Source organism: Exiguobacterium sp. N4-1P (genome assembly GCF_002214325.1).
In genome coordinates, this window is record NZ_CP022239.1 from 24,073 (window position 1) to 50,345 (window position 26,273).

Genomic DNA, 26,273 nt, shown 5'->3' on the forward strand with positions numbered 1-26,273 from the left:
TACTAATCGTCGATTTACAATTAAAATAAGGGAATAAGTCGTTTTTTCGTTCAGTTGCATCGAGTCAGGTGGTTGGTCATTGAATTGATTGTCGATGCAACTGAGAGCGAAATTAAAAATAGGTGTTTATAGATGCAAATCTAACGTGTATGAACGATTGGCGTCAAAAAAGGAAGAAAGAAACCAATTATAGGAGTTCCAGGCGTTAGCGAAATCGTACAAGTAATTGATCAAGCGTGATACTAACTAAAGATGGATTAGCGATTTCTTAAGAAGCACGAGATCAATTTTAAAAAATAGGGTATATCTCTTCATGTCGTTTTTGATCTTGGTCTCAAGCACTCTTCAGATAAGAATGAAAATGTATCTATGATCATTTTGTAGATAATGAAGGAGACTTTTTTCGTGTTGTTATTTTTGGAATTATAGTAAATGAAATAAAAAAATCCATTTTTTTAAGAATGCATTTCCTTGTTTTCTAGATAACTGCTTATTCTCTAATGTTTTTGATGACTTTACCTTGGAGTCAATCAATCCCGTTCATCAAGAAATGACGGATGCGCCGACCGTGAATAAAATCAATCGCATTGATTACATCGAGAAGGCAATGAAGTATATCTAAGATGCGATCCCCTTCACAACAAGCGTCTATGTTCAGACGCTCGACTCGGAATCGAAATCACTCCAGTAAATCGCGAAGTACTATACGAAATACATCGAGGTGTTGGAGTTCGAAGTCGGCAAGCTGCAGTGCGAGCAAGCGCGATGCGATTCAAGAAGCTTGGTAACTATATGAAAAGACAGGTCAAACCTGTCTTTTTTAGTTTAGTGGATCAATAGCGGCGAACAGTCTGAACGAGCAAGCTCCAATTTTTTTCAGCATGGCGTCGATCTGTGCCATCACCTTCTGATATTGTTTCAGGTACAGATATTCGGTTGTCTTGGAGACGACCATATGGAACACCCTTCGTCACTTAACATCTTGAAGGTGTTAAATTACTAACCGTTTGGATCGATTTGGAACATTGTTGTTGTCGAAATAATATTTTCCAGGCATATATCGTCAAGTGTTGATAGTTCAAGTTACGATCTTTCGTTGATGCTATAGAGTTCCGTGATATCCTTCGTTTTATACTAATTGTCTTGATCGTTTCTTTGATCATAGCGCCTAATAGTTGAATCACAAATCCTTCAGCCATTTTGCGTGTATATGTACTCGAATATAACTATATATATGTACTCATTCATACTTGAGTACATAAATTTATGTATGGTTGTACACATCATAAATTTATTATTCGTAGCGGATATATTTCGAATGCTCTTTAATCATTGCAATGAAGATATCGTCTCTTCATAAATCAACTTCTCACTCACCATCTAAAAGAACTGATTGTGAAATTGCCTCTCGTTCCTCACAAAGTTTCGTTCTTCTTTAACACCTCGTCAGATCGTGATCTCCCATCACACTCGAAATGACGAGTCCCATCGAGAGATCGATAAGATACTATTTCATAGTAGGCAATGATGTAAATCTTCCCGTACCGATGGTTAAATCTATTCGTCATAGTATCTCCCATCAGTAATGTCTGTTTATTCAAGATAGCGTCTAATAGTTCTTTCTATCACCTAATCGATGTTATTGATGATGAAATTCAAGTTATCGTAGTTTTCCATTCCTCCTTTAATTGATGTATTACGATTTCCTCATTTTGTGTGGATGATTTTTATTCACCATACTAATCACAGTTATTCGACGACAATAAAAAGAAGAGACCTCAAGTCCCTTCCCTTCAATCCGAGTCCTCACGGTCATCGATGAATCCTTCCAGTTGGAATTCATACGAGATGGATTCATGATCGACATAGCTCCGCATCATGAATTCCGTCTTCCGGAGATTCAAGTTATGCACTAAGCGGTACGACAGATGATTCGTCCCAACGAATCCAAAATTTCGGATCATCTGCAAGAGCCCCTTTTTGTTATCCTCCGTCAGAAACGGTGTGTAAGCCGACGCTTCACTGAACGTCATGTCGAAAATATTGCGCGGCACGAAGTTCGGCGGCTTGATCCGTCGTGGTTCGCGGAAGCCATCCACGTTAATAATGCGGTCATCGATGAAATGCGGCAAGCTGAATTCGCTGTGTGGATTCACATGCACATCATCGACCCCGAACGATTTCACTTGATACTCGATTCTTTCTTCCTCCAGTTCCAACATAAGACGATACGGAGCAAAGGTGACCTTTCCTTCTACGCAGATGAATCCTCGCTCTTGCAGCAAACGGATCAGGTCGTCTCCTTCATGCAACATCTCGACGAGTCCCTGTTCTTTTAATTCGGTGTAGCGGACGACGCGCGGTGCTCTGACTGATTGCTTCCTCAATGACGTTACCTCCTTGTCAACCTTTACTACCACTCATGCCACCGTTTCTCCTGCCTAAACACGAGAAAACGCCACCCTCGTTTGAAGGTGACGTTGTATGATCAATCAATGATCGCGGTCGTCGGCGAAATGCGGCATGCTGAACTCATAGTCCTCTCCCCCACCGAATTGTATCTGGAACACGCGGAGATTATACTCCGTCCCGACGACTTCACCATCTTCGTGATGGCATTGATGTTCTTGCTCGTCAATCGTGCGAATCCGAACGTGAACAACTTCTTCCGCTGTCTGTGAGGTGTGGACGCCGGTTCCACCGTTCACGCGATTCTTGATCTCGGTCAAGGTAATCGGACGCGACGTCTATTTTTGTTGGCGTGTCTTGTGCTGTGCCTCCATCTTCATCCACTCCAGTCCATCAATTAATCACCGCGTTTCTTAGTATCTCTTCTATTATACGTGGCAAGCGGTAGCGGATTTCATCAGCTTAAAAAAGAACGACCGAAGTCGCGCTCAATATTCATCGACTCGTCCTTTGTACCAGAGTTGACCGTAGAGCGGTTCGTCGGTATAGCGGGCGTTAAACTTGAATTTCTTCCCGCCAAGCGTCTAGTAAATGTGCAGGAAACAGCGTTTCTTCCAAATCCATGACCATTTACCGATTTGATGAATCTTGACTTTGCCGCGGGTCTTGAGTGCTTCGTGTTGTTCATGATGATTCCTTCTTTTGGTGTGATTCAAATTACCAATCACAGTTAACAAGACGAATCATGGAACGGTCAAAAAGTCTATCCGAGTGTCGAGAAGATCAAAGGAAGTACGACGAGAAGATAGATCATCGAACAACTTTTATAGTTTCGATACACTATTTCATCAACAAATGTCCTTTTTATCGCGTTTTTGGCAAGTACGGAAATAGGAAGGATGAACACGATGACGGATGATTCGTTCAGCGTCGTCATCGATTTCTCTAGCAATACCAAAGTTTCGTTTTCGACGTCACACCGAATAACCGCACATTCGTTTTGATTTTGTGACACAATGACGTACATGAGGAGAGCATACATCAAAAAGGACGTCGCCCCTCCTTATAACTCCAATCATTTTCAAAAATAGATATCATGTAAAAAAATTTTCGGATGGCGCCGCATAGAATACAGGGAAGAAAAGGGCGTGCGTTTCTGGATCATTATCAGACACCTTTTCCCGACTGCTCGGACATCTGAGCGGAATATTCATAAAGTTTGCGAAGTATATTGACTTTGAAACCTCTAATGGTTTCGATGAGGAAGTATCGGGGGTGACAAGCCATTTTGGTCACGCGGCGGTCTTTTATTTCGAGTTCCCAGTTCGGCATTTGCATTCGCTTCGAAATGTGAATCGCACCTGATCGGCTGACGAACAAGCAGCGAACACCACTAAACGGATTCGTTAAAGCCGCGGAGCCACTTTGCTACAAATCGGGATTCTTCGATTTCGTCACAATCATACATCTCTTACACTGTGAATCGCATTTCGAGCCATTCGCGGTCACAGTTCTCATATATGCTCGAAATATCTCTTGTGGAGGCGCTACCGGTTCAGCTGGCCGGTAGCAAATTCCACCATCATGTCACCTTTCGTGCAGATTCCTTTTCTATATACACTGTTCGGGGAATCATATGCAAGCGGTAACTCACGTTGAGGATGTTCGGTCTCACCGGGTATGTCGTTTTTTTATGACGCCAGCAATACCAACGAAACACAGTAAGGATTACCCCTCGTTTACTAGATGTAGTTCATCAGTGAGTCGAACTTCGGTCGCAAACCTGTCATAATTTAATCTATGATGTACACATGGAGGGATTCTTCAGGGGAACGATTAAAGGATTCAATTAATACGCCTCGAATGGAGTATTTGTTTTACTTTGAAACGAATCAATTCGTCCGTACGATGACAGCTTGGCACAGCGTGATTCCGCTGTTTGACGCATTCCGATATTTGTTCGGAAGACGTTTATCGACATCACAAAAATTATCGTATGTAGTAGAATAAAACACATGTATTATCATCGGCATCAGGTAGGTCACCTGCTGCTACTCCAATTCAACGCACTATTTTAAAATTATGCTTGTCAGTAAGGTCAGTTATGCTTGTTACTAGGCATGTTGCAGCCCCATAATTGAATGAGTGAAGGCGTACGAAAGTGCCCTTCCGCTTCATCAACGTTGGCGTATGCTTATGAAAATCAAAAAAATTAAAATTGTTGTTAAAAAAATCTCCTATTTTTCCTATATATTTTAATGTCACCATCGTTTCACGAGAAGGAGACCTGCTCAGTTCGTCTTGATCATACGACTGCAGCGAAGCCATTCAACGCAATAACAATCATCATTTTTTCCTGAACGTGCAGAAATCGAGCGAAAACGAGCGAATTCCTGCAAAATTCTATCAAAATGGGTGCAATATCGCACTCTAATCGGCTGTAAACGGACGAGACGTCGTCTGAGTGCCGCTGAGCCAACATGCATAAAAACAACCAGACCCATCAAAGTTAGCGCGGTGCCGACGCCATTCTCGACGTGGTACCCGTTGCGAAGAGCAGAATTGCGGATCACGAATCTGGGGTATAAATTAGGAACGAATGTTCTTTATTTTTCGAAACCTAGAGGAGTGATTCACAATGACGCGATACGTCAACCGCGGAAACTTGAAATGGGTATTATTTCTCATGCCTGAACACGAGGCGATGCTCAAACAGTATCACCGGGAAGTACATCAACTGGATGTCCCGAATTACGACGAGCTATTGGATCCACAAATCGAAAATGTGTTGAATGATGCAATCTTTAACGGAGGGCTCCTCCGTATTGTCACGCATCACACCGAAATCGAATATAAGTTCAACGCATATGTTGAGAAACTCAATTATGAAAAAGACACTATTTTACTACGAAAAAGTAATTTCCAAGAAGAAATCGTACGCTTCGATCAGCTGATTGGTGCCTCGACAGTCTTCTAAGTATATGCCTGATGTGCACGACCATCTCCTCGAAGCGAGTGGAGTCGTCCGATGCCAATACGTTACGAAAGTGTCCGATTTAGACATAAAACTGTCGAAAAAGGACATAAACTGAGCGAATTTGCTTGTTTTAACAGTCGTATTAGGGGTAATATACTTATGAAGGATACGTGGTACTATCCGGACCCGCCTGGGGGCACACTTGTCTTTATGTTTTTACAAAGGACAAGCTGAGAAATAATACACAGGAGCATCCCACTGGAGAATGTCCAGTCGTACCGTACGATTAATTTTCGGGAGTGACCCTTTTTCGAGGGTCACTCTTTTTTGTAGACTTCATTCTAAGGAGATTAATCGTGATGAAACGACTAAAAAATCGTCCTGACTTCTTTGATCAGGTTACTTTATTTGGTCTACTCGAAATGTATGAAGAACATTTCGCAAACAAGACCTTTATTTACGAGACTGACAATAAAGTCTCTCCGCTTCAGATTCATTTCAAGTATGCGCAGTTCCCTCACTTGATTGGATTGCATTATTTTAACTTAGGGACAAACCTTGAGATCAACACCATGATCAAATCAGGCGAGCTGACGATCGCTTCTCTTAAAGAGAAGAACCCGCAAACGTATGAAGAAATGGAGTACCGCATCATGTTCTTCAGTCTAATGGTGGAATTGATGACCAATCCAAAAATCGGTGAAAAAACAAGAGGACCAGCTAAGGTCATGTTCTATTGTTACGACACCCGGTACAACTGGGTGTATTATCTTGGCGTCAGCAACGTCGGCTCCGAAGATCCGGCTGTTTTTTATCCGATGACCTTCATAGAGGACCAGGGTCCGAAAGCGAAGAAAGCGGATCGTATTCAGGCACCTTACAAATCGATGCGGATTCTTGATTCGAACGGACAAGAGATTCACAGCGTATCGTTCAAAAAATAAAACGAGACAAAACGATCTTCGGATCGTTCTTTTTTTGTTCTCTTTCACACGACCACGATACAATTTGCGAAAAAAGGGTATAGTCAGAGCCAACCTCAAGCATATGAACCTGCTGAAGATACCGTTACCAGCTGTTTTATAAATATCATGAAGTACAAGATCTGGATCATCTCGATTATGCGAAAGATCAAACCGAACTGTTTTACCAGTTCGGAGAACATCATCCATGTATGACACCGGGCACACTGCGTTATTTGAGCGGTATTGGCAAAAGGAAGGAGAACCCAAATGAAACGCATCATCCACATGATCAACCTGTTTGAATACTATGAATTGCCGTCTCACTTCCGTCCTGTCGTCCTCTAGCAAATGTATAGCGTTCCATCCAGTTCGACAGCGATGACATGAAAAAGAGTTTAGAAGTCTTCCTCGATCGTTTCCTTATGAAAGCACCACTTCTAGTGATTGATGTCGAGGAGTAAACCTTCGAGGTGCGGTTCGAAGATGCCGAATTTTCATTTCTATTCGAAGACGAACGGCACGATTCAATGCATCGTACGCCTATGAATCAGCGGATCAGTGGTTCTTGACCGGCGTCTATACCGATTGTTATTTCTTTGACTATTTCGGACACGTCGCCCGCATCGCTCGAGCAAGATATTACACAAGCGTTCTGATTCGTCTTGAAGAAGTTCATCCATGTCATGAGTACTGATCTGAGTACGAAAGGAACGCTCGTCAAGTATGGACGGGATCATCATCTACTTTATTTCACGAAGGATGGATTCCCGTATCAGACAGTTCAACAAACCTGGCAAGTGATATCATGATGCTCGAAGGAAAGATTGATCGGTTCATCAAAAAATGTGTCGTGACCCATCAGGAAGACTAGTGCGATACGGAACTCCATTTCCATCGGCAATATCCTTATGGTCTCTTGTTACTCCGTCGTCACGGCGTCGAATATTCCTGTGACGCGAAGTCCGAGGTCTACGAACGGGAGACATTCCACTATTACTTTAACCAGCAAGTGACCGAGCAAAGTGATCGAAATCACTTCTTCCGGATCGACGAGGAGTAAATCCGAGAAGTCCCCCCCACTTCGCTCCAAGTTACTTTTTGAACACATTCAAAGTAAACAAATACTCGCACGTAAACATTCATACTCCATACAAACATATAATCATACATGTACATATATACTCACGTATGTTTGTACACATCAATAGAGCGCGCGATAGCTACTGTATACAATCAATAACAGACCCTATCCGATCTATATAAATCTACACCTGTCACAACTCGCCAAGATTGATTTTTTTAGGTACGATGAACGAGTCAAAACTGTAAAGGGGATATTAGCATGCCTGAGACGAACAATCAAAAAGGTCGTGAACAATATCAAAACGAATATATGCAATCACGGGTCGTCATGGATCTGATGAACAAGGAAATTCGTCGCCTGAAGAAAAAAATCAAGAAGATGCAGGACAAGATCAAAGTATATGAAACAACTCAGTCGAACATCAAAATGTTGCCCGTCGCGGAACTCTTGATCGAACCAATTAAAAAACATGTCGGGCAACGATTATTCCCAACGAGTGAATGGCAGCATTTCTGGTATTTGGTCCCCGGTGATATTAAATATATCGAGAACTTCTGGATCGGTGACAATAGCGTACATTGCCTCATCGTCTATCAAAATGATTCGTCTTCACCCGACCTATCGTATCTCGGTCACCCGACCGTTAAGAAAATTGAAGAAGGTAGCGTCGCCATCGGATATCGAGAAGACCGCCATCACCATGACCTTCCGGAAGAGTACGATGAAATCACGGATATCGTCCTCGACCTTTATTCGAAGGAAAACTATGAGTTGTTCCTGGAACGATTCCCGACCGAAGGAAAACTATTTACATGATGTCGTAAGTACATGTACTCGCGTATGGTTGTACTCAAGTATATTTTCATGGTTGTGCACACCAATAACACTGTCAGTAAGCAAGTTTTATTATAAGAAAAGAGAGAGAATCGATGCGCTACCAGTCCAAACCACGACCGGTCCTAGCGTTTTGCTTTGGTGTCGACACGTGGTCAATAAGGTTTTCGCGAGCGGAGGACACGTTCACACGTGCCTTATGCATCATCTGAATGACGCCGCCCGTCTATTGTCCGGAAGGGGATTTCATAATTTATTCTGAAAGACATATTTCGCATCAATCAAAGCAAGATTTTAAGAAGTTCCATGATGCGGTACCGGACGAGGAAAGTAGTTTCCGGTAAATGGCAAGTTCGTGATTTTGTATAGCTAAGGATTACGTGACAATCAACGAGCTGCAATTATCAAATAAAGGAATAGCGTTTCAAAGAGATCGTCAAGAAAGTCGTTCGACAAGGTCTCGATGTTCGCAATACGAACAAAGACATAAGAGCAGAAAGAATCTTCGCTCTTATGTCTTTGTTCAGAAACGCTTACTTTTCAGAAAACATGTAATGAAATCCGTTTTCTGACTGGATAGCTGTAAACTCCTTGCTCATTCTAGTTAAAATCTGTAGTCGTTCTTGAATCAGTGCAACGATTTCTTCATCTGTTAAGTCGAGATCTAGAAAAACACCGTATGCAAAAATATCCGCGTTAAACAAATCCAAAGCGCTAAAGTCACCAGTGCGACGTTGAAGTTGCTTTCCGAGTTCACGGATTTTTCCATCAACATCGCGTTGCTGTGCTAAAGTAATTCGGTCACTCCAATATCTGAGTTTGGGCATGCGTTATTCCTCCTTTCCTCTAGGATCACAGGTTGTCCTGCGATCTTATAACTCATCTCATCCGTTGGATGAAGAAATTGAAACAATCTCCTCAATTATTTTTTCATCTCAGTATTATATTTTTAATCTCTTCTGTTTTTTTATTTCAGATGTCCTTTTACGATCATGATTGTTTACTTATCTCCGTTCTCTTTTGAAAATATGAACCAAAGATAGCCAGCTCAATAAGCTTCTTATCATTCTACAGCTATAGAAAAAGCCATAAGAGCAGGAGGAATTTTCGCTCTTATGGCTGTGTTCAAAAACGCTTAGTTCTTAGAGAACATGTAATGATACGTGAGTACCATTTTTAAACCGATGTTTTGTCGAGTTCTTTGTGACTCTTTTTAGATTTTCTGCGATATCAAATTTATTTTTTTATTATTTTAATTGTATTTACGTTTGGTATACGTATGCGCATCGTATTTAGAAGACGTTATGAATCGAGCGTTGTATCGAAAACGTCAGGAAACAAATGAACGTGTCTTCGAAGACGCTAAAGAAAAGCATGGTATGCGTTAGACCTGTTCGTTACTGTGGAGTAAAAAAACGACGCTTCAAGCGATATTTTCTTTCATTGCCTTGAATCTTAAAAAGCTCGCGAATTGGTCTTGAGATTCCTGGGATCCATGTCTTATTCGTATTTTAGTCACTATTACGTACAACAAACCCTCATTTCAACTGCGAAATGAGGGTTTGTTTACAATCTGAAGAGCTGCTATATCGGTAGATCTTCGTTTATTGTCCAGCTTTATCGAGAGCTTCTTCGATAACTTTTGCCATTGAAATTTCTTTGTCGAAAGCAATTTGACGAAGGCGTCTGTGTAATTCCCTTGGTACTTGTACCGTATGACGTTGCGTTGTTTGCGGTAAAAGTGGACTACGTTTACCAGTACGTGATGTATTTTTTAATAAGTCTTCGTTCATCCGTTTGCTCATGAGGTAACCTCCTCTTCAGAGTTAAATTGATTAATGCGACCGATCAGTTCAAGAGCGAACTCGCGGTATTGTTTAAGAGCATCTTTGTCCCATCGATCGCCATCTTCGTCGAGTAGACCGTGTTCTCCCCAAGACTTGATACGCTCGCGGTATAGGATTGTCGAATCGAACATTGCATCTCCAAATTGCTCCGCTGCTTGTTTCATGACTCGTGTGTCACTACTTGCCCCCTTCGTGAAGATGACAGATAGAATACCAGCGATTTGAAGATCTTCATTGAAATACGTGATTGTTTCAGCAAGATACGGCAAGAACTTTTGCGCTGCCCGGAGAGACGTACCATGAGTCTGCAAGGAAATCACGAGAAAATCTGAAGCTACGAACGCATTGTTTGCGTTATCCGATAACGTCGGTGGAATATCGATGAAAATGAAATCGTACTCCTCACGTAACGGTTCAATCAATGCATGAAGGACACTTGCACGTGCCTTGAGTCCCCTGAATTTATTCAAATACAGTTGCAATCCGACTAGGTCAAAATCAGATGCAATCAAGTCGAGATTTTCACGGACATTGTATAAGGCAAGCTTCAAGTCTCCCGCTTGAAACGCTTCGAACACGGTCATATTCTCGTCTAGATTCAAATCAGGCATTAAGAACGCTGTCGCATCGGCTTGAGGATCGAAGTCAACGACGAGAGTTTTAAACCCCATCTTTGCAACTTCGTGAGCGACACCGACTGTCGTTGTCGACTTTCCAGATCCACCCTTGAAGTTCGAAATATTGATGACGATGGCTTGTTTCGACATGAAAAGAAACCTCCCTATGAAAAAATATTTTCATTCATAATACGATGAGTTATACACTGTGATTAAGTATTTAGCCTGTATGGTTGTACACATTACTTATTAAGAATACCAGTTCAAGGAGAACGACAGCAAGGTGAAAAATAGAGTACCGAGATATTACGAAAGAAATCAGGCATAATCCCGTCGGATTATCAGTTAAATCTTAGAAAAACGTACATCAATTATGTGTAGTATAACCAATAGATCGAATCATTTTATAACGAGTTTCTTCTATATAAAAACTAAAATTAAAAATAAACTATCGTTCTTCGGTATGGTTGTACTCATTTACTTATGTATGGTTAAATACATATACACACACATATATGTACTTACGTATAGTTAAACACTTTCATTCATGTACTTTCCGCTGTCTTGTACTCATATATAGATGTGTACATATACATTTCTACACATGTTTTCAACTTATACTTTTTAAGTTAAAAACGATGTCTCATGATATGCTAATTACAATGACTTAAGGAGGAGATGCATTATGGATTCTACATCATCCACACAGCATAGACAGCTCGTTGTTTCTCAAGCAGCGAAGACATTGCTCGAAAATGATGTCACTGAACAACTTGCATCCATTGATATCGCTGACGTAGAAACATATGTCAATCAACTTTATGAAGAATACTATGAATATCAAAATGAAGAAGACGTTTATACTAAGCTCCGTTACTATTCGTTCAAAAAACTAAAACGTCGCTGGGTCCGCTCAGCAATTCGAAATTATCTTGAAAACAAGGGACCAATGAAAGAGCTGCGGGGACTCCACAAAATGTACCACGAATTTTGGAATATTGCAGGGAAAGAAGGCTTCCAGCGAAAGTTTTCTGTTGCTAGCGTTGAACAATTAATGCAAGAACACATACGTGAACTAGAAGAATGGGCTGAAAACAATAATCTCTTAATCCATACGTATCCACATTGGGGACAAAAGACTAAGAATCAACGAACAACGACCATGCGAACTGATATCCTCATGGTTATTGGTGAAGTGGCTAAGGAATTAAAACGTGCACAACCAAAAGCGCATGTAGCGACGTCTACCTCGATCACCGTACCGTTCTTCGGTCTATCAGATCGTATGAAGAACACGACCGAGAAGTTTAACCAAGGGGAAGGAACTTTGACGGACCTTTCACTAGACTTGCATGATTACTCAGCCGTCGTACCTAAATACAAGCAGGGTGTACCAAATAACCTCTCCGTCCTCGTTAGCAACGAGTTCCTTGCCGAACTAGATGGAAAGGTGCCTGATCTTGATTCACGTGATTTTGAAGCGTTCAACGAAATTCTTTCTTATCGCGATCTGACTTTCCAAACGAATCGAAAGATTGTGTTCCCTATCTCAAAGTTGGTCAAGAAGATTTATGGGAATGACAGTGGGAAGAGCTATACCCTTACAACGCAGCGTCTCGTTAAGTTAGGTTACTACCGGGTCGCGGTACGTAATGAGGATGGTGACCTTTCCATCTTCGGTCTATTTTCGTCCGTCAAAATCAGTGGAGCATCTGCTATCCAGCGCGACACGCAAATCACTGTGACTGTCTCGGAAGAGGTCTATGACGATCTGCTCAAGCAACAGATTATTAGCATCTACGGAGAGCAAATCGAACGATTGAAGGGCACGTTCGCCTATCATCTGTCGTTCGTCCTACAAAAAGAACGCCTCAACTCTTTCCAACTCAAGGAGGAGATCCCGGCGAAGCGGCACTGGCGACAGTTCACGCACTCTATCCGGTTCAATAAAAGTCGGAAAGCAGAAAACTTAAAGGAACTCGAAACGAATCTTGATCGAATTAAAGAACTCGATTTTATTATTCAAGACTGGCATCGTTCAGGAGATTACTACTTTCTTTACTTCCATCCCTTAGAACGTTGGGAACTTGATGATCGCAGCAATGTTCTTTCACTGTAAAAATAGAAACATTAAAATAGGTATAGAACAACTCAATCTAGTCGTATTATTGCCAATAGTACATGGGCAGTAACGTATCGACTGAACGTCAATAAGGAGGGGATTATGCAATCGTTAATACAAGCAGGACTAATTTTTTTAATTATACTTTTAATTCTTAGAATGAAAAAAAAGGGGACATTAAAACTTACAAGAAAAAAGGTGTTCGTTGGAATATTAATTGGTCTATTAGTTATAAATCTTGTAGTAACTATTGTATTTTGCAATAGGTTTGTGGTTCTTACGCAATGTTAGTGAGGTAATGTTTTCAATACTATGGGAATAGAGTTAAAAAGGACTGATTCCTATGTACGAGATCGAAGAACTGGATCCGCGTATTCGCATAATGACGATGGAAAAGAATGATCACGAGACACACCTTATGGCGCATCTCGTTTCTTGCACTAGCCACTGTCCGGACTGCCGTACACGTTGTGACAGAAGGCACGGTTTCACTTGGAGAAGGATTCGTGATCTGTTCAGAATACAGCAATGTATCCGACTCATGCTTCGAGTTCCGAAATGGTTTTGCGATAACCCGAACTGTGAACGCATCATTTTTACTGAACGCCTCGAGTGGGCGGTACCTTATTCTCGGCGGACCAACCGGACCGATCATGTATTGACGACGTTGATGCTTGCCATGAATGCTAAGGAAGCGGCACGTGTTTGCCCGACGATTGATTGGTATACGGATCAGTCACGATACGCTTCTCAAGATTTTGAGACGTGTCCCTGTTCCTTCGGAACAGCCCGATATCATTAGGATTGATGACTTCGCCTTCAAAAAAGGACATCGTTATGGAACAATCATCTGCAATGCACAAACCCATCGTCCAATCGAATTATTCTGTTCACGGAATCCTGAAGAGTTGATTGAATGGATGGATCGATTGATTGAAAAACCTGTTCGAGCTTCTTCAGACAGATTCCCGGGGTATCAGGAAACACTTCAGAAAAAAGGCGTCGTCGTAGTGAGTGATCGTTTCCATCTGATTCACAATCTGTGGGAGTTGCTCGTTACTATTTGTAGACGTGTGCTACCTAGTCGCTTACCTATCCATAAGAGCCAGTCTGTTGTAGAGGACGGGAATTCCTCTACAACAGATTTTCCTTCCATTGATTCTAATCGCCAAATACTTGTCTCTTCTGTTCAATCCATGCATCGAAAGGGCATGTCCCTGAATGCAATCGCTCGTTCTCTTCACCTGAATTGGCGAACTGTCAAGAAGTATAATGAGCTTAATTATCACCCCTCGTCACTACGACCGAAACGTTCCCACTCAATTGATCGCTATATGGATTATTTAAGAGAGTACGTCATGAACCATTTGACATTGAAGGAAATCAATCGACTACTCAGAGGTCTAGGGTATAAGGGATCTTACGGGGCTATCCGTTATCGGGCTCGAGATATTCGTAGGGGGCTGCTTCTAGAAAATCCGCTCTTTTTATCGCGTAAAGATGCTTGTCGATTACTCTGGCAATGGCCGAAAAAGAATGAGAAAGACATCGCAGATGTTTCAGATTTGTTATGCGAATATCCGGATCTTTCAATCCCATTCTGCTTCATCCAAGGATTCCGAGAAGCAATACGTGTGCGAGATAGTGATGAACTACTTCGTTTGATTATGAACCCGAAAGTCACGGCACATCCGAGACTCGCTCGCTTTGTGCGTCGCCTCAAGAAAGACCTTCCGGTCATTTTGGCAGCCTGTCAGTACGAAGAAAACAATGGCTACGTGGAAGGCAATGTCAATCGATTGAAAATGATCAAACGCCTCATGTATGGGCGGGCTAACTTCGATCTACTCCGTATTCGAGTGCTCTGTCGCAATCCAGATCCGGAGTATTAATATTGTAAGAAAATGATAATGTTTAGTTGGGAATATGCTCGTCAACATTCACTAACATTGCGTAAGAACCACTCCTATTCTGCATTACACAACTATCCTCTCATAAAAAATAAATGAATACTTAAAGTCATTAAGTACAGTTCACAAGAAAGAAATAACTTATATAAAAAATTCAAAATTTAAGTAATTTAAAAAACGCTTTTATATTTTTTTAAGATTTAGTCTTATGAAAATTATATAAGCGTTTTTTGTATGAATAAAGGTCATACGATCTACCTTGTACATTAACTAATCAGTTTAAAATGTACCTTCATATCGAATTTTGTCGAAAAACGACCATTTTTTAATTTTGGTAATATTGTTTCGTCCTAGATTTGCATATTTCTAATAATACATAAGTAGTTTGGTCGTTTTGAACCGTACTGAAACGACATTTATAGTATTTTGGTCGCGAAATACCGTACCGAAACGACATTTAAGTATTTTGGTCAAAAATTTCCGTACCAGAATGACCTTTAACGAAAATTATCACTTTTTTAAAATTTATTTTTGAGCACTATTTTCTTTAAATGGTCGCTTCTTACCGTACCGAAGTTACACTTTTATATGTTTTGGACGAAATATCCCGTACTGGAACAACACTTTATTAGGTTTGGTCGTTCTTTACCGTACCGAAACGACATTTACTTAGTTTAATATCATGAAAAATTATGATTCTAGGTGCCATGAGTGGCGCTACGAAGGGATTATTGATGTTTTGGTCGTTTTAGACCGTACTGAAATAACACTTTTTTTGTAGCTGAAAATGGCTTCATATCAACGTTTTTAATAGGTTGGTCGTCATTTACCGTACCAGAAACGCGTTTTGACAGTTCTTTTATGGAAATGGATACTAGTTGTAGTAATTCATAGTAGAGGAGGTGTAGGTATGTCAATGAATCAAGAAAATCGACATGTATTAGTCGCAAACAAATTACTCATTGCAATGAGCGGATTAACTCGTTGGACAAAGCGACAAGAAGGTTTTTTGTATGAGCAACATCACTATAATATCCCTAAGCCTTTCTTGGATTTGAAATGGACGAAGTCTCGTATTCGACATCTTTTGACTCTTCTATCTCATTGCGATGATCAAGGTATTATTTCGCTTGTTGAGAATGATATGTTAGCTAACTATGCTCGAACTTCAGTTCGTTCATTACATAATAACCTACGCCTTTTTGAATCAGTTGGACTCATTCGTTACTCCGTTCATTTCTCTGGCGTTGTGACAATTGAACTCATTGACTATCTTGAAAACTATCGTGATCTTTTTGAAGAAGCCGATACACATCGCTCTAAGACAGGCTATACTTCACTTTGGTGTGGAATGGTTCGACAACTAATGGACATTGATCATGTCAATATTCTACGAGTAGCATTACGTGCACTCGTACAAGTAGAACGAGATATCCATGTTCAGTCGCAAGACAAAGCGACACTCACGTATGATGAGGTTCGTGGGTTCTTACCACGCTATTGTGGTCATCGTCTCGCAGTGAAGGGTATGCTTGATCAACTGTCGCGCTTCTTCAACGTTCATCTTGTTGAAAATACAAAAGACTTCCTATCTGCTTTAAAAGAAAATGCTGCACTTAAACGCCGGATGCATACCGTTACTCGTCCGCTTATGTTCCACGTGAAACTAGAAGCTCAAGTGGATAGTAAAAAAATCCGGGAAACTGAACGTGCAAGCACACTCATTAGCTGGTTTGATCTTCGCGAAGTAGCGCGTGACTATATCGATTTTGATCGACTTGAAGTATCTTCTTCTTCTCTTCAGTCGCTTAGTGACACTTATGGCTTCACAGCATGCGATGAAGTACTGCGCGCAATTCGCAATGACTTCCATCAATACGGTGAGCTTCTTCAAGAATCAGACATTTATCAGCTGTTTTTTGAATCACCTATACTGTACCTCAATGAGCGTTTACGTAGACATACAGAAAAATTGGCTATCGCATGATAGTCTATTTGTTATGTTCTTTTATGAAAAAAATCAATGAAAACCATTAGTTTTTCATTGATTTAAATTAAAATGAGATTACATGACCAGATTTTTTTCAATAGTTTTATATTTTTACTTAAGAAGACAGCATTATACCATTTAGGAAAAAAAACAAATTTATTGAACAAATAAAAAAGTAAAATTGTTAATTAAACAATAAATTTCGAAGTAACTCAAAAATTATTCTATCTAAAAAAAATATAACTGAACTAATGCAAATTATTCTACTCGTTTCTCAGCTGTTAAAATATCTGATATTTGTTGATATAAAAGGGTTTTTAGCTGCTTTGTTTTTTCTAATTTCTTTAATTCTTATTTAATCTCTTTAATTTTTTTTAATGTATATAATGATAATAATCTGTCTTTGTATTTAATTTATGGCACATTAAGATCATTTGAAGAAAATCGATTCAAATGCTATTTACATCAAAATGAGATAATGTATACAAAAGATGTATTGATATATATTTCTCCAGTAGAAGACTGATAAAATTACTTGTAGTAAAAGATAGGAGGTACGACTTTAGAGTCATATAAAAGAATATAGTCATGAACTAATTGAAGTGTGTGTAGTGAGAAAGTAGTTTACTTTATATAAATTAAATGTTGTGCGAAGGTCGACTATTAAAAATCGTTCAAGACATAGGAGGAAAAAATAAATTTGAAAAAATTAAAAGTTTTACTTCTGAGTATCTTACTCTATATATGTTATTTGATGCCGCCATTAATTTTTTGGTTGTTTACAAGTAAACAAGTTTCTCTATTCCATAGAGGTGTTACAAGTACCTCTACTTTCATTCAAAAGTACAGTTTAAATACTCAAAATACTCTTCTAATTTTATTTATAGTACTTTCGATTTTTTTACTATTTTTCGGAGTATATCTGACTTTATTAATTTCTTATAATTTATTTTATTTAAAAACTTCCAAACATACAGTTGGAATCTTTGGAATCTTTGAATTTTTTACTGCGTTTCTTGCTTTGTTCGCAACAGCAATTTATGGTTATGTAATATCATTTGGAATTGAAATAACAAAAATAGAAATGACAAATTGGTGGGGCATCTTATTCTCATCAATGATTGATTTTATAAAATCACTAGGTATTTTTTATGGAATAATATTTGTATTCATTCGTAGCTTTGAAAACATTAATAAAAGATTTACTAATGAAGAGTTTATCCTTCGAGCATTTTTAAATCTAAAATTGGGCCATGATAAATTGGGAAATCCTTATTTCTCTGAAAATAAAATTAAACTGGTAAAAAAAATTGAAAATATCATAAAAACTATTAACACAAATGATAAGAATATCAAGCTAAAAATAAAAAATAATAGTGATTATTAAATATGAATTGAGCTCTAGAGTTTGAACCGAACCTCGAATGGGGTCTTTTATCAATTGTCCACCATTCAGGGTTCGGTTCAACGCCCTGCGAGTGATTCTGAGGGGTTCTATTCGTTATTCCGTCAGTTGACAATATTATAGCTTAGAAACGGGCGTACGGACTCCTAACGCTCTAAACCAGAGCCGTATCCCTTTTCTTTCTATTTGGCAGCAAGCGATTTGATCGCAATGTCTCTCCCGATCTCTTCGTACTCATTTCGTGGCGTGGCTTCTTTCTGCATGTTCATCTTCTGACCGACGTATTCTTTCGCATATCACAAAGCGTGTTCCATCAACTTTTTCGTTACTTGTGGATTCCCGTCCTTATCCCGTTGAGCCGCTACCATGTCTCGAATCTTGTCGATCACTCGCTTGAAGACCTCGACTCCCAAGGTGAACATCTCACCTAATTGGCTATCTTTCTGACGCTTCAAAGCGCTATTCTCCATTTGTCTATTATCCTTCTCCAGCGTCTGGACTCGTTGCTCAGAGATTCGCAATGCCCGTTGCATCCGTCCCGCGACTTCCGCTCGCTTTTTTAGTTCTAAAAACGTATCGTTCGACATCGATACTTTGTTCAATAGGTTCGGCTTCAGATCGAGATTCACCGATTCGCTCAAAGAGTTGTTTTTGATGTTCCTCGATGTCTTTCTTTGTGGCATCCAAAAGTCGGTTCATGTCCTGTGTGTCCATGATGAGACGTTCCTGTTGTTCTGTCATATCGAATTTGAAAGTCTACACTTTTTCTTGTATCAAAGAGAAGGTTTGCTTGGCTTCTGTTCGGATATCCTCAATCTGTTGTTTGGCTTTCTTCTTGATGCTCATGATTTCTACGGACGCTCGACTTTTCTCTTGGTAGATCTCACGACTAATCATCGATTTATTGAACTTGAGTGTTTCTATTTCTTTCCCAATACTCTCGACTTCTTTTTCAAATTCTTTTTTTGCCTTGTACTGGTGAATATCAAGTTTCTCTTTCGTTTTCTCTCCCGATCAGCGCACAATATCGAATCCTTTTGCCCGCAGCCTTTCCGGAATCTTGTCATGGATCTCGTTCAATGTCGCCTTATTCATTATCGTCCGTTTTCTTTGTCGATGCGCATGAAGTGAAGGTGTATGTGAGGCGTCGATTCGTCGGGGGGATTTTCGAACTGAGGACATTCTCTTTTCCGAATCGATCAACGAAATAATCATGATACGTTTTGAAGTAATCGTGCATTTGTTCGTTCGATATTTTCTTTGCTGTAGATTCTGGAATGGTGATGATATTCGGATAAGTGATGACCGATTTTTTGAACTCGTTTGTTTTCAGACTTGAATTGATCGACCCGTTCTTTTGCTCGTTGATAGAGATTTAATTCACTTTGTACGAGGTCCTAATTGAGGTGGGGGCGGTTTCGATCTATCATGTCATTTTTGATTTGTCCTTCTCGTTCTTGTTCTCTTTCCTTGCCTTTGATGTCAGACATTTGGTTCTTTTGAGCGTTCCAGGCGAATTCGATCGACATAGTTTTTTCCTCCTTATCCAAACAAAGACCGAGAGAAGCGAGAGGGGAAGTTGTCGGCGTTGATTTTATATGAACATAGCCCGCTATACTCTTGCAAAGCAAGAGACGGTCTCTACGAGGTAAAAAGAGAATGGTTGCGCCACTAAAGACAGATGTCGTTTCATGTTTTGGACACGAAAAAAGGTGACGCTTAAGCATCACCTTTAGAATCTTATTACCATGCTTATTAATTTCTACATTAAAATCTTAAAAAAGGTCTACATACACATTTAAAAAATTATATAGAAAAAACGTTAAAAGTATAAAAAACTCTATAAATCTAAAGATTTTGCAATCATTTTTGTATTTTGCAATAGGTTTGTGCAGTGAATTGCAGAAAAAAGTACAGAACTTTGCCAGTAGGCTTCAATTTCGTGATAATGCGTGTGTAACTCGATAACTGTCACCCGTGAATGTCAGAATATGCGCATGATGGATAACGCGATCTACAAGTGCTGACGTCAATCTTGGATCTGCGAAAACACGATTCCATTGACTGAATTCTAGATTCGATGTGATGATGATACTTTTCTTTTCGTACCAGTCTGTTATGAGATGAAAGAGGAGCTCTGCGGACTCTTTGGATAATGGAAGATAGCCCATTTCATCTAATACGATAAGATCCGCAGATTCGAGACGTGAGTGGAAGCTACTCAGCTTTCCATCACGCCATGCTTTTGTGAGTTGCTCTACGAGCACCGAAACACGAAAGAAACGCACCTCTTTTCCTTTGCGGCAGGCTTCCCGTCCTAGACCAATCGCAAGATGTGTCTTACCAGTGCCGGGGGCACCTGTGAGTACCACATTTTGTTGATGATCGATGAAAGAGAGTGACATCAATTCCTCTTTCTTCAGGTGACGGGGGAAGTAAATATTGTCATGCCAGCGATAGTCTTCAAGCGATTTATTATTAATGAACTTCGCTTTTTTTATGAGCCGTTCTGCCTTTGCTTCTTCACGAAGTCTCATCTCCGTCTCGAAGAGTATCGTGAGAAACTTCTCGGACGATTCCATCGGAATCGATTCATAAATTTCAGCGACGTAAGCTAATCGGAGGGACTTGCACATCTCTTTTAAACTCACGGTTGCACCTCACTTTGCCATGGACGGTTCAGACTGTCATATTTACTCCAGTCGACATCGTAGGGATGCTCTTCGATGTCGGAATACGCATCACTCTGACTCAGTAACTCATACAATCGTTCATCGATCTCGTTGAGCGAATGCATGACTAATTTAGAGCGTAACCATCCCAGACGTTCTCTACGGATTATCAAATTGTGGATGTTCAGATACTCCCGAATTCGTCCGGGGAGGTACTCTGCGTGGCGCGAATGACCATAACTACATGGTTTTTTGTACCACTCATTGAGGATACTTTCCCATGGCAATACACGTTTCGTCATCATGTATGGTCGCTTTTCTTCATACAGTATTTCTCCGTGACGAGAAATGATTTTCATGTGGTCCCATTTCAGGATTGCTCTCACTTGTCCATGTCGAGAACCTGATGGAACGAGGATCTTCGTTTGATCGATAGTCACTTCTCCATACTTGTTCACTTTCAACAGTTCCTCCCTGAATACTGGAAATTCTTCTTCCGGCAGTCGAAGAAGGTGCTTTTGCTCCGCCGCGACTAGATCCTTGATGCGTACCTTCTTTTCGTAATGGATACGTTCCATATCATCCCTGAGGGATGAAGCGAGGTTTCGGTTCAATGATTCGAAGTCATTCATTACGGGAGAAGGGACGAGGAAGTTGTAACGGACATACCCTACCTTGTTTTCGACGCTCCCTTTCTCATTCCCACTGTAGGGATTACAGCTTTGTACTTCGAAACCATAGTGCGCCACGAATTGTTGGAAGGCGTCCGTATAGATGGCTTCTTCCTTTGTCGTACGTACTTTAGCGACGGCTGCCGGAAGATTATCGATACGTAATTGCTGCGGCACGCCTCCAATCTCCTCGAACAGTCTCTTCAGCCCGGTCAGGAAGCATTCCTAGTTCTCTGCGGGTAACGCCACCGCAGCTGTCCGATTGCTATACGGCATGGATAGGATCAGGCCATGCACATCGACCGCATGACTGTCTTTCACGACTTCCATGACACCGAAATCTACCTGCGCCTCTCCGGGAGGATGGGCCAAACGCTCGTACCGACTATCGTTTTCTACATCGCGACCTAGGCGCCATTCTTTGATGAATTGACAGACGGTCCGGTAGGACCCTTCAAATCCATATGTACATAATGTCTCATATAGTTTTTTATTGGTTCGTCGTTGTTTCTTTTTCATCATCGCATCTTCCTGTAGCCAGTCCTCGATCATTTCGCCCCAACGGGTGCCGTACATCATGCCACGCTTTGAAGAATGACTTTCTTTTGGTAGAAAAGACTCATCGGCATATTTTTTAGCAGTTCACCAGTTTAGGTTAAGATCTTTCGCGATCTTATTGATGGAATAGGATTTATGGTTCCTTAAAAATTTGATACAATTAATTTCGGACATTGTTAGTATTCCTTTCATCTCCTTAACGTTCTTGTTTCGCAACTTAAACGTTAGGATGAATTTGTGGGTGCTGGCAAGTCCTTTTCTTTTTTCGCAAAAGGAGTGCAGAACTGTGTACGTTTCCGTCGCACAAGTCTGCACTCCTATTCTGCATTACACAATCATTTTTTGATCTTCTAATTTCTTTTTCTTTAAATGTACTTTGAATATATTTTCTAAGTACTTTTCAGGATGAGGCATAGGGAAAGGTTTACCTTTACTTTTTTGTTCATGCTTATTATATCTAGCGTTTATTTTATTCCAATCATCAGGATAAAAAGATTTGAATGCTCTTTTTAATTCTTCAATACTTGGTTGTTTTTCGTATTCAGAAAGAATTTTTTCGATCTTCTCTTGTTTTTTTAAAAAGATTTGTTGAGCCATTTCCGTTCTCCTTTAGATTTAATGTTTTACAAAAAGATAAAATTATCTTTTTAACTGCCCTGTTTTAAGTTGTTTCTTTAACGAAGATAGAGTAAGTTTTTCAACCTTTGCTCTTAGTGTGGGAGAAGAATAATTTGATTTTATTCTTTTTCCGCAACCGACACATTCGTATGTGTAGCGTCCAAAAAAAGTTTTAGATTCAGTTAATTCTGTACCACATACCCCATCATATTCTAAATCATCTTGATTACAAAAAGGTCCAGAAATATCGTTGACATATACATTGGAAATCATTGGAGAATTGTCATTACCATAAAGATCCGAAGAAACTGTAGATTCAGTTTCAAAGAAAAAACTCACTTCTGAAGTTTCTCTAAAAACTAAGTTCCCTTTAATATTGCCGCCATAAAAAGACCCGCCTAAACTTTCTGTTTCTTGCTTTGAATCATTGTACTTAACTATCGCATTTCTTATACTTCTCAAAGTTAAAAGAACTATAAAAACCACAAAAGATAAAAGTAAAATAAACTGAACATCTTCCGAAAGAGAGAAACCTTTAAAACTTATCGGCTTAGTTTTACCATCAGCAATTAAATTCATATACGCTATCGAAAATGTAATTAAACCTGTAAAAATAACAGGACCTATACCACTAAAAAATGAAGTTTTCCAAAAATTATTCTCTTTACTTTTACTCATCTAAACAACCCTTTCGTAAAATCAATCTATATCAAATTCATCAATATTTTTGCCATTGTATTTTAATTTTTCGAGTTCTGTTAACTGGATTACTCCAGCACAACTTCAGATTAATCAGCAATCCAGTTCGCCATGATTTTGTAAAAGTATTCGCTCTTATCCTTCTCCATGTAATGTTCTAATTCATTTGCTTTGTACTTCAACATGTACTCTTTAAAGAGACCACTACAAGAAATGACTTGCTTACCCTTCAAAGAATTGTAGAAGGTCTAGAATATTGCTAGACTGACGCCCATGTCATTACTTTTAGCAGAGTACTTCGCAATCTCGGCGACCGCATTTCCGGTCTGTTTTTCCTTGATGAGTTAGATATGAACTTGAGTAATTGTGTAGTCACCAGTAACCCTACGTCACCTTTCTTTGTTTTATATTCTCTAATTTAATAAGACCAATTTTTATAATCCTTTTCATAACACTTTTCTTTATTGATATTCCACAGCTGACTTCTCTATTATAAATCAATGAAAAATTTTAAAATACTAGTTCATCCTCATTATTATAAAAACTAGTTTTGGATTTTTTGATAAAAAAGTGTTCGCCAGCGTACACTTTTCAGACTAAAGACAAAGTGCAGTTTTTTCTCTTAAATAAGAAAGAGTACGCTTTTTTTATTCACCTCGAATCGTTTTCCGAAGACTATCTCGTCCGAAAAATCGATGCAGTCATCGATGTCGACTTCATCTATCGTGCCGTTGAGAAATTGCATAGCGAAAACACCGGCAGACCAAGCATCGACCTCGTCCTGTTAATCAAGATGGCGCTTCTTCAATATGTATTCGGTATTCTTTCCATGCGACGTACCATCAAAGAGATTGAGACTAACATGGCGTACCGTACCGTTGGTTTTTAGGTCTTGGGCTGGCAGAAGGTACCCCATTTCTCTACATTCGGGAAGAAAGACGTCCGTCGCTTTCAGGGGACGGACGTCTTTGAGAGTATTTTTTTATCGCGTCCTCACCCAAGGAGTCGAAGTCGGGTTCGTGTGCCCCTTCGGTCATCTTTATCGACTCAACCCACATCAAGGCGAACGCAAACAAAGAAACTTCAAGAAGAAGCTCGTTCGACGCGCTGCCCAACAGTAAAAAGACGAATTAGTTCAAGAGGATCGGATCTTACATGGAAAAAAGCCCTTCATCCCAAAAACGAAGAGTGTTAAAGAACGTCAGATAAAGGAGAGTACGACAGATCCGGAGAGTGGCTATTACGTGAAGGAGGAACGTTAGAAGCAATTCGCTTATTCGTGTCATACCATCTGAATCGGCATGTTTTTATCCTAGGAATGATTGTAACACCTGGCAATGTCCACGACAGTGTCGTCTTCCCTTGTACACGCCCCAGAGGCGTGAAAGGAATGTTAAAAACAAAAGACTTTTACTATGACGAACATTATGACTGTTATTTATGCGAAAACAATCAAGTTCTCCATTATCGGACGACGACACGGGATAAATATTGGGAGTATGTCTCTGATCCTCGTATTTGCGAGACATGTCCACGCCTTTCGCGGTGTACGCAGAGTCGTGATCACAGAAAAATCATTCTCGGTCATCTCTGGCAAGAAGCGATGGACTAAGTAGAGCATCTCAGACAAACAGATGTGAATCGAGCGTTGTATCGAAAATATCAGGAAACAATTGAACGTGTCTTATTCATATGTTAGTCACCATTACATACAACAAATCCTCATTTCAATTACGAAATGAGGGTTTGTCTACAATCTGAAAAAAACCGAATGGTTTTTTTTATCAATCTTCCGCTATTCAGGGCTCAGTTCACTATGAGCAAAAATTTTAATTTCTAAAGATTGATGATTAAGGTAATGCGATTTCTACCAACTGACTTTGTTTATTTTTTACTCGATTGACGTAAGAATTATATCTAACATGTGGGACATATACATCACGTTCGGAGAGTTGTGAAAGAACATACAAGATTTTCTTTAAGTGACCAGCACCTTCTTGTATTTTTAGATGTGTCACTCTACCTGTCCCATCTATTTTGTTAATAAATAGCTCGATTTTACCGCCTTCTGAAATAAGTTCTCTGCTTACAAGTGCAGTTTGAGAAATGAGTTCTTCATACTGATGATGAAGACCGGGTCCATTTAAAGCAGAAAGATCAAGCATAATAGTAAATGTATCTTGTGCACTTGGCTGATAAATTTTAGCTTGTAGACTACCTCGCTTAGCAGTTGCAAACCAATCGATTTGTCGCGAAGGTTCAATAGTATAGGGATGTGATGAAATTTGCTGCGAGCGATCTTTGATTGGAGAATGATTGGTAGCTCGATCTCCTAAATTAAATAAAGTACGGATTTTCCTTGGATTTTTAACCTCAATCGATGGATATACAGTCCAGTTTAAGAGAGGAGGTACTGAGACTACGATATTACCTATGCCTAAAGGTAATTTCACCATAATTGCAAATTCATCGAGGAGGAAAGGTCCTCGTTGATGACCGACAATATCAAAGTTTAACGTATCAGGAAGTTCACTCAATTGGAAAATTGTATCGTTTTCATTATTAAATGTTACAGAATACGCATTACTATGTGGTTTACGAATTTGAATAACCTTGCTCATATCATTCATAAGAATTCTATTCTCAATTTTCATAGAAAATGTGCTGCGTTCTTCTTTAAAAAGAATTTGATCTTCCTGAGAAAATGTAACTTTGAATTTTGATTGTAACTTTTTCCGATACAACTCAATGTAAATCGATAAGGATAAAAGTATAGCAAAAATATAAGAAATCCAAGATGTATAAGGAAAAAATAAAAAGATTAAAATAAAAGTGATGTGTATGGGAATTAGTTTCCTCTCTAAGTAGAAAGGAATATCTGATGTAGTATGCACA

22 protein-coding genes and 2 pseudogenes are annotated in these 26,273 nt (G+C 39.7%); 10 read left to right on the plus strand and 14 right to left on the minus strand.

Features of this window, described 5'->3' with window-relative positions:
- Positions 1-1,793 precede the first annotated feature (1,793 nt).
- Complete coding sequence (locus A0126_RS18800; RefSeq protein WP_088838331.1) at positions 1,794-2,387, minus strand: hypothetical protein; 594 nt, start codon at positions 2,385-2,387, stop codon at positions 1,794-1,796.
- Positions 2,388-2,492: 105 nt separating this feature from the next.
- Complete coding sequence (locus A0126_RS18805) at positions 2,493-2,708, minus strand: hypothetical protein (protein ID WP_088838332.1); 216 nt, start codon at positions 2,706-2,708, stop codon at positions 2,493-2,495.
- Positions 2,709-5,047: 2,339 nt separating this feature from the next.
- Between A0126_RS18805 and A0126_RS18815 the strand changes: the two genes are divergently transcribed.
- Both A0126_RS18815 and A0126_RS18820 read left to right on the plus strand, forming a co-directional pair.
- The gene (locus A0126_RS18815; RefSeq protein ID WP_088838334.1) at positions 5,048-5,386 is read left to right on the plus strand and encodes a YolD-like family protein; all 339 of its coding nucleotides are present in this window, start codon (positions 5,048-5,050) and stop codon (positions 5,384-5,386) included.
- Between the two features lie 359 nt (positions 5,387-5,745).
- Positions 5,746-6,330 (plus strand): PBECR4 domain-containing protein, encoded by a 585-nt coding sequence (locus A0126_RS18820; protein ID WP_088838335.1) that lies wholly within the window; start codon positions 5,746-5,748, stop codon positions 6,328-6,330.
- Positions 6,331-7,270: 940 nt separating this feature from the next.
- Here the strand turns inward: A0126_RS18820 and A0126_RS19325 are convergent.
- Positions 7,271-7,441, minus strand: a complete 171-nt coding sequence (locus tag A0126_RS19325; RefSeq protein WP_157898511.1) for a hypothetical protein — start codon at positions 7,439-7,441, stop codon at positions 7,271-7,273.
- 252 nt (positions 7,442-7,693) lie between these two features.
- Between A0126_RS19325 and A0126_RS18830 the strand changes: the two genes are divergently transcribed.
- Complete coding sequence (locus A0126_RS18830) at positions 7,694-8,251, plus strand: hypothetical protein (protein WP_088838337.1); 558 nt, start codon at positions 7,694-7,696, stop codon at positions 8,249-8,251.
- Positions 8,252-8,802: 551 nt separating this feature from the next.
- Here the strand turns inward: A0126_RS18830 and A0126_RS18835 are convergent.
- The gene (locus A0126_RS18835) at positions 8,803-9,096 is read right to left on the minus strand and encodes a hypothetical protein (protein ID WP_088838338.1); all 294 of its coding nucleotides are present in this window, start codon (positions 9,094-9,096) and stop codon (positions 8,803-8,805) included.
- 477 nt (positions 9,097-9,573) lie between these two features.
- Between A0126_RS18835 and A0126_RS19665 the strand changes: the two are divergent.
- Positions 9,574-9,750 (plus strand): annotated as a pseudogene (locus A0126_RS19665) (transposase); the annotation flags it as partial.
- A gap of 123 nt (positions 9,751-9,873) precedes the next feature.
- Here the strand turns inward: A0126_RS19665 and A0126_RS18840 are convergent.
- Both A0126_RS18840 and A0126_RS18845 read right to left on the minus strand, forming a co-directional pair.
- Positions 9,874-10,074: a hypothetical protein gene (locus tag A0126_RS18840; protein ID WP_050678793.1), complete on the minus strand. Its 201-nt coding sequence runs from the start codon at positions 10,072-10,074 to the stop codon at positions 9,874-9,876.
- Complete coding sequence (locus A0126_RS18845) at positions 10,071-10,883, minus strand: ParA family protein (RefSeq protein ID WP_050678792.1); 813 nt, start codon at positions 10,881-10,883, stop codon at positions 10,071-10,073. Before A0126_RS18845 ends, A0126_RS18840 begins: the two co-directional genes overlap by 4 nt.
- A gap of 535 nt (positions 10,884-11,418) precedes the next feature.
- On the opposite strand from A0126_RS18845, the gene A0126_RS18850 reads away from it, so the two are divergent.
- The 5 genes from A0126_RS18850 (at position 11,419) to A0126_RS18870 (ending at position 18,142) form a co-directional block, all read left to right on the plus strand.
- Positions 11,419-12,852 (plus strand): hypothetical protein, encoded by a 1,434-nt coding sequence (locus A0126_RS18850; RefSeq protein WP_088838339.1) that lies wholly within the window; start codon positions 11,419-11,421, stop codon positions 12,850-12,852.
- 421 nt (positions 12,853-13,273) lie between these two features.
- A complete protein-coding gene (locus tag A0126_RS19930; protein ID WP_369834798.1) occupies positions 13,274-13,657 on the plus strand; it encodes a transposase family protein in 384 nt (127 codons plus the stop codon).
- The gene (locus A0126_RS18860; RefSeq protein WP_162288278.1) at positions 13,557-14,747 is read left to right on the plus strand and encodes a transposase; all 1,191 of its coding nucleotides are present in this window, start codon (positions 13,557-13,559) and stop codon (positions 14,745-14,747) included. The genes A0126_RS19930 and A0126_RS18860 overlap by 101 nt, the downstream gene beginning before the upstream one ends.
- 928 nt (positions 14,748-15,675) lie before the next feature.
- Positions 15,676-16,752 carry a hypothetical protein gene (locus tag A0126_RS18865; RefSeq protein WP_088838342.1) on the plus strand — a complete coding sequence of 359 codons (1,077 nt, stop codon included), beginning with the start codon at positions 15,676-15,678 and terminating at the stop codon, positions 16,750-16,752.
- 703 nt (positions 16,753-17,455) lie between these two features.
- A complete protein-coding gene (locus A0126_RS18870) occupies positions 17,456-18,142 on the plus strand; it encodes a hypothetical protein (protein WP_088838343.1) in 687 nt (228 codons plus the stop codon).
- Between the two features lie 525 nt (positions 18,143-18,667).
- Here the strand turns inward: A0126_RS18870 and A0126_RS18875 are convergent.
- From A0126_RS18875 to A0126_RS18895, 7 genes are all read right to left on the minus strand, one after another.
- Entirely contained in the window at positions 18,668-18,874 is a 207-nt protein-coding gene (locus tag A0126_RS18875; protein WP_088838344.1) for a hypothetical protein, read from the minus strand.
- Positions 18,875-19,557: 683 nt separating this feature from the next.
- Entirely contained in the window at positions 19,558-19,689 is a 132-nt protein-coding gene (locus tag A0126_RS19670) for a plasmid recombination protein (protein ID WP_239456783.1), read from the minus strand.
- Between the two features lie 405 nt (positions 19,690-20,094).
- On the minus strand, positions 20,095-20,796 hold the full coding sequence (istB, locus tag A0126_RS18880; RefSeq protein ID WP_088838536.1) for an IS21-like element helper ATPase IstB: 702 nt from the start codon (positions 20,794-20,796) through the stop codon (positions 20,095-20,097).
- Positions 20,797-20,807: 11 nt separating this feature from the next.
- On the minus strand, positions 20,808-21,680 hold the full coding sequence (locus A0126_RS19675; protein ID WP_239456785.1) for a hypothetical protein: 873 nt from the start codon (positions 21,678-21,680) through the stop codon (positions 20,808-20,810).
- A 48-nt stretch (positions 21,681-21,728) separates the two neighbouring features.
- The gene (locus A0126_RS19680) at positions 21,729-22,022 is read right to left on the minus strand and encodes a hypothetical protein (RefSeq protein ID WP_239456787.1); all 294 of its coding nucleotides are present in this window, start codon (positions 22,020-22,022) and stop codon (positions 21,729-21,731) included.
- A 366-nt stretch (positions 22,023-22,388) separates the two neighbouring features.
- Positions 22,389-22,658 (minus strand): hypothetical protein, encoded by a 270-nt coding sequence (locus A0126_RS18890; protein WP_088838345.1) that lies wholly within the window; start codon positions 22,656-22,658, stop codon positions 22,389-22,391.
- A 42-nt stretch (positions 22,659-22,700) separates the two neighbouring features.
- Positions 22,701-23,357, minus strand: coding sequence for a hypothetical protein (locus A0126_RS18895; protein WP_088838346.1), 657 nt, complete (start codon positions 23,355-23,357; stop codon positions 22,701-22,703).
- Between the two features lie 691 nt (positions 23,358-24,048).
- On the opposite strand from A0126_RS18895, the pseudogene A0126_RS19685 reads away from it, so the two are divergent.
- Positions 24,049-25,062, plus strand: a pseudogene (locus A0126_RS19685) (transposase); the annotation flags it as partial.
- A gap of 166 nt (positions 25,063-25,228) precedes the next feature.
- On the opposite strand, the gene A0126_RS18910 reads toward A0126_RS19685, so the two are convergent.
- Positions 25,229-26,272, minus strand: coding sequence for a DUF58 domain-containing protein (locus A0126_RS18910; RefSeq protein ID WP_088838349.1), 1,044 nt, complete (start codon positions 26,270-26,272; stop codon positions 25,229-25,231).
- Position 26,273: the final 1 nt, after the last annotated feature.

What these genes read in the sequence shown, in the direction of transcription:
- A0126_RS18815 (WP_088838334.1), top strand. Translation starts at nt 5,048, where the DNA reads ATGACGCGATACGTCAACCGCGGAAACTTGAAATGGGTATTATTTCTC.
- A0126_RS18820 (WP_088838335.1), top strand. Translation starts at nt 5,746, where the DNA reads ATGAAACGACTAAAAAATCGTCCTGACTTCTTTGATCAGGTTACTTTA.
- A0126_RS18830 (WP_088838337.1), top strand. Translation starts at nt 7,694, where the DNA reads ATGCCTGAGACGAACAATCAAAAAGGTCGTGAACAATATCAAAACGAA.
- A0126_RS18835 (WP_088838338.1), bottom strand. Translation starts at nt 9,096, where the DNA reads ATGCCCAAACTCAGATATTGGAGTGACCGAATTACTTTAGCACAGCAA.
- A0126_RS18840 (WP_050678793.1), bottom strand. Translation starts at nt 10,074, where the DNA reads ATGAGCAAACGGATGAACGAAGACTTATTAAAAAATACATCACGTACT.
- A0126_RS18845 (WP_050678792.1), bottom strand. Translation starts at nt 10,883, where the DNA reads ATGTCGAAACAAGCCATCGTCATCAATATTTCGAACTTCAAGGGTGGA.
- A0126_RS18850 (WP_088838339.1), top strand. Translation starts at nt 11,419, where the DNA reads ATGGATTCTACATCATCCACACAGCATAGACAGCTCGTTGTTTCTCAA.
- A0126_RS19930 (WP_369834798.1), top strand. Translation starts at nt 13,274, where the DNA reads ATGGCGCATCTCGTTTCTTGCACTAGCCACTGTCCGGACTGCCGTACA.
- A0126_RS18865 (WP_088838342.1), top strand. Translation starts at nt 15,676, where the DNA reads ATGTCAATGAATCAAGAAAATCGACATGTATTAGTCGCAAACAAATTA.
- A0126_RS18875 (WP_088838344.1), bottom strand. Translation starts at nt 18,874, where the DNA reads ATGGACACACAGGACATGAACCGACTTTTGGATGCCACAAAGAAAGAC.
- A0126_RS19670 (WP_239456783.1), bottom strand. Translation starts at nt 19,689, where the DNA reads ATGTCGATCGAATTCGCCTGGAACGCTCAAAAGAACCAAATGTCTGAC.
- istB (WP_088838536.1), bottom strand. Translation starts at nt 20,796, where the DNA reads ATGTGCAAGTCCCTCCGATTAGCTTACGTCGCTGAAATTTATGAATCG.
- A0126_RS19680 (WP_239456787.1), bottom strand. Translation starts at nt 22,022, where the DNA reads ATGAAAAAGAAACAACGACGAACCAATAAAAAACTATATGAGACATTA.
- A0126_RS18890 (WP_088838345.1), bottom strand. Translation starts at nt 22,658, where the DNA reads ATGGCTCAACAAATCTTTTTAAAAAAACAAGAGAAGATCGAAAAAATT.
- A0126_RS18895 (WP_088838346.1), bottom strand. Translation starts at nt 23,357, where the DNA reads ATGAGTAAAAGTAAAGAGAATAATTTTTGGAAAACTTCATTTTTTAGT.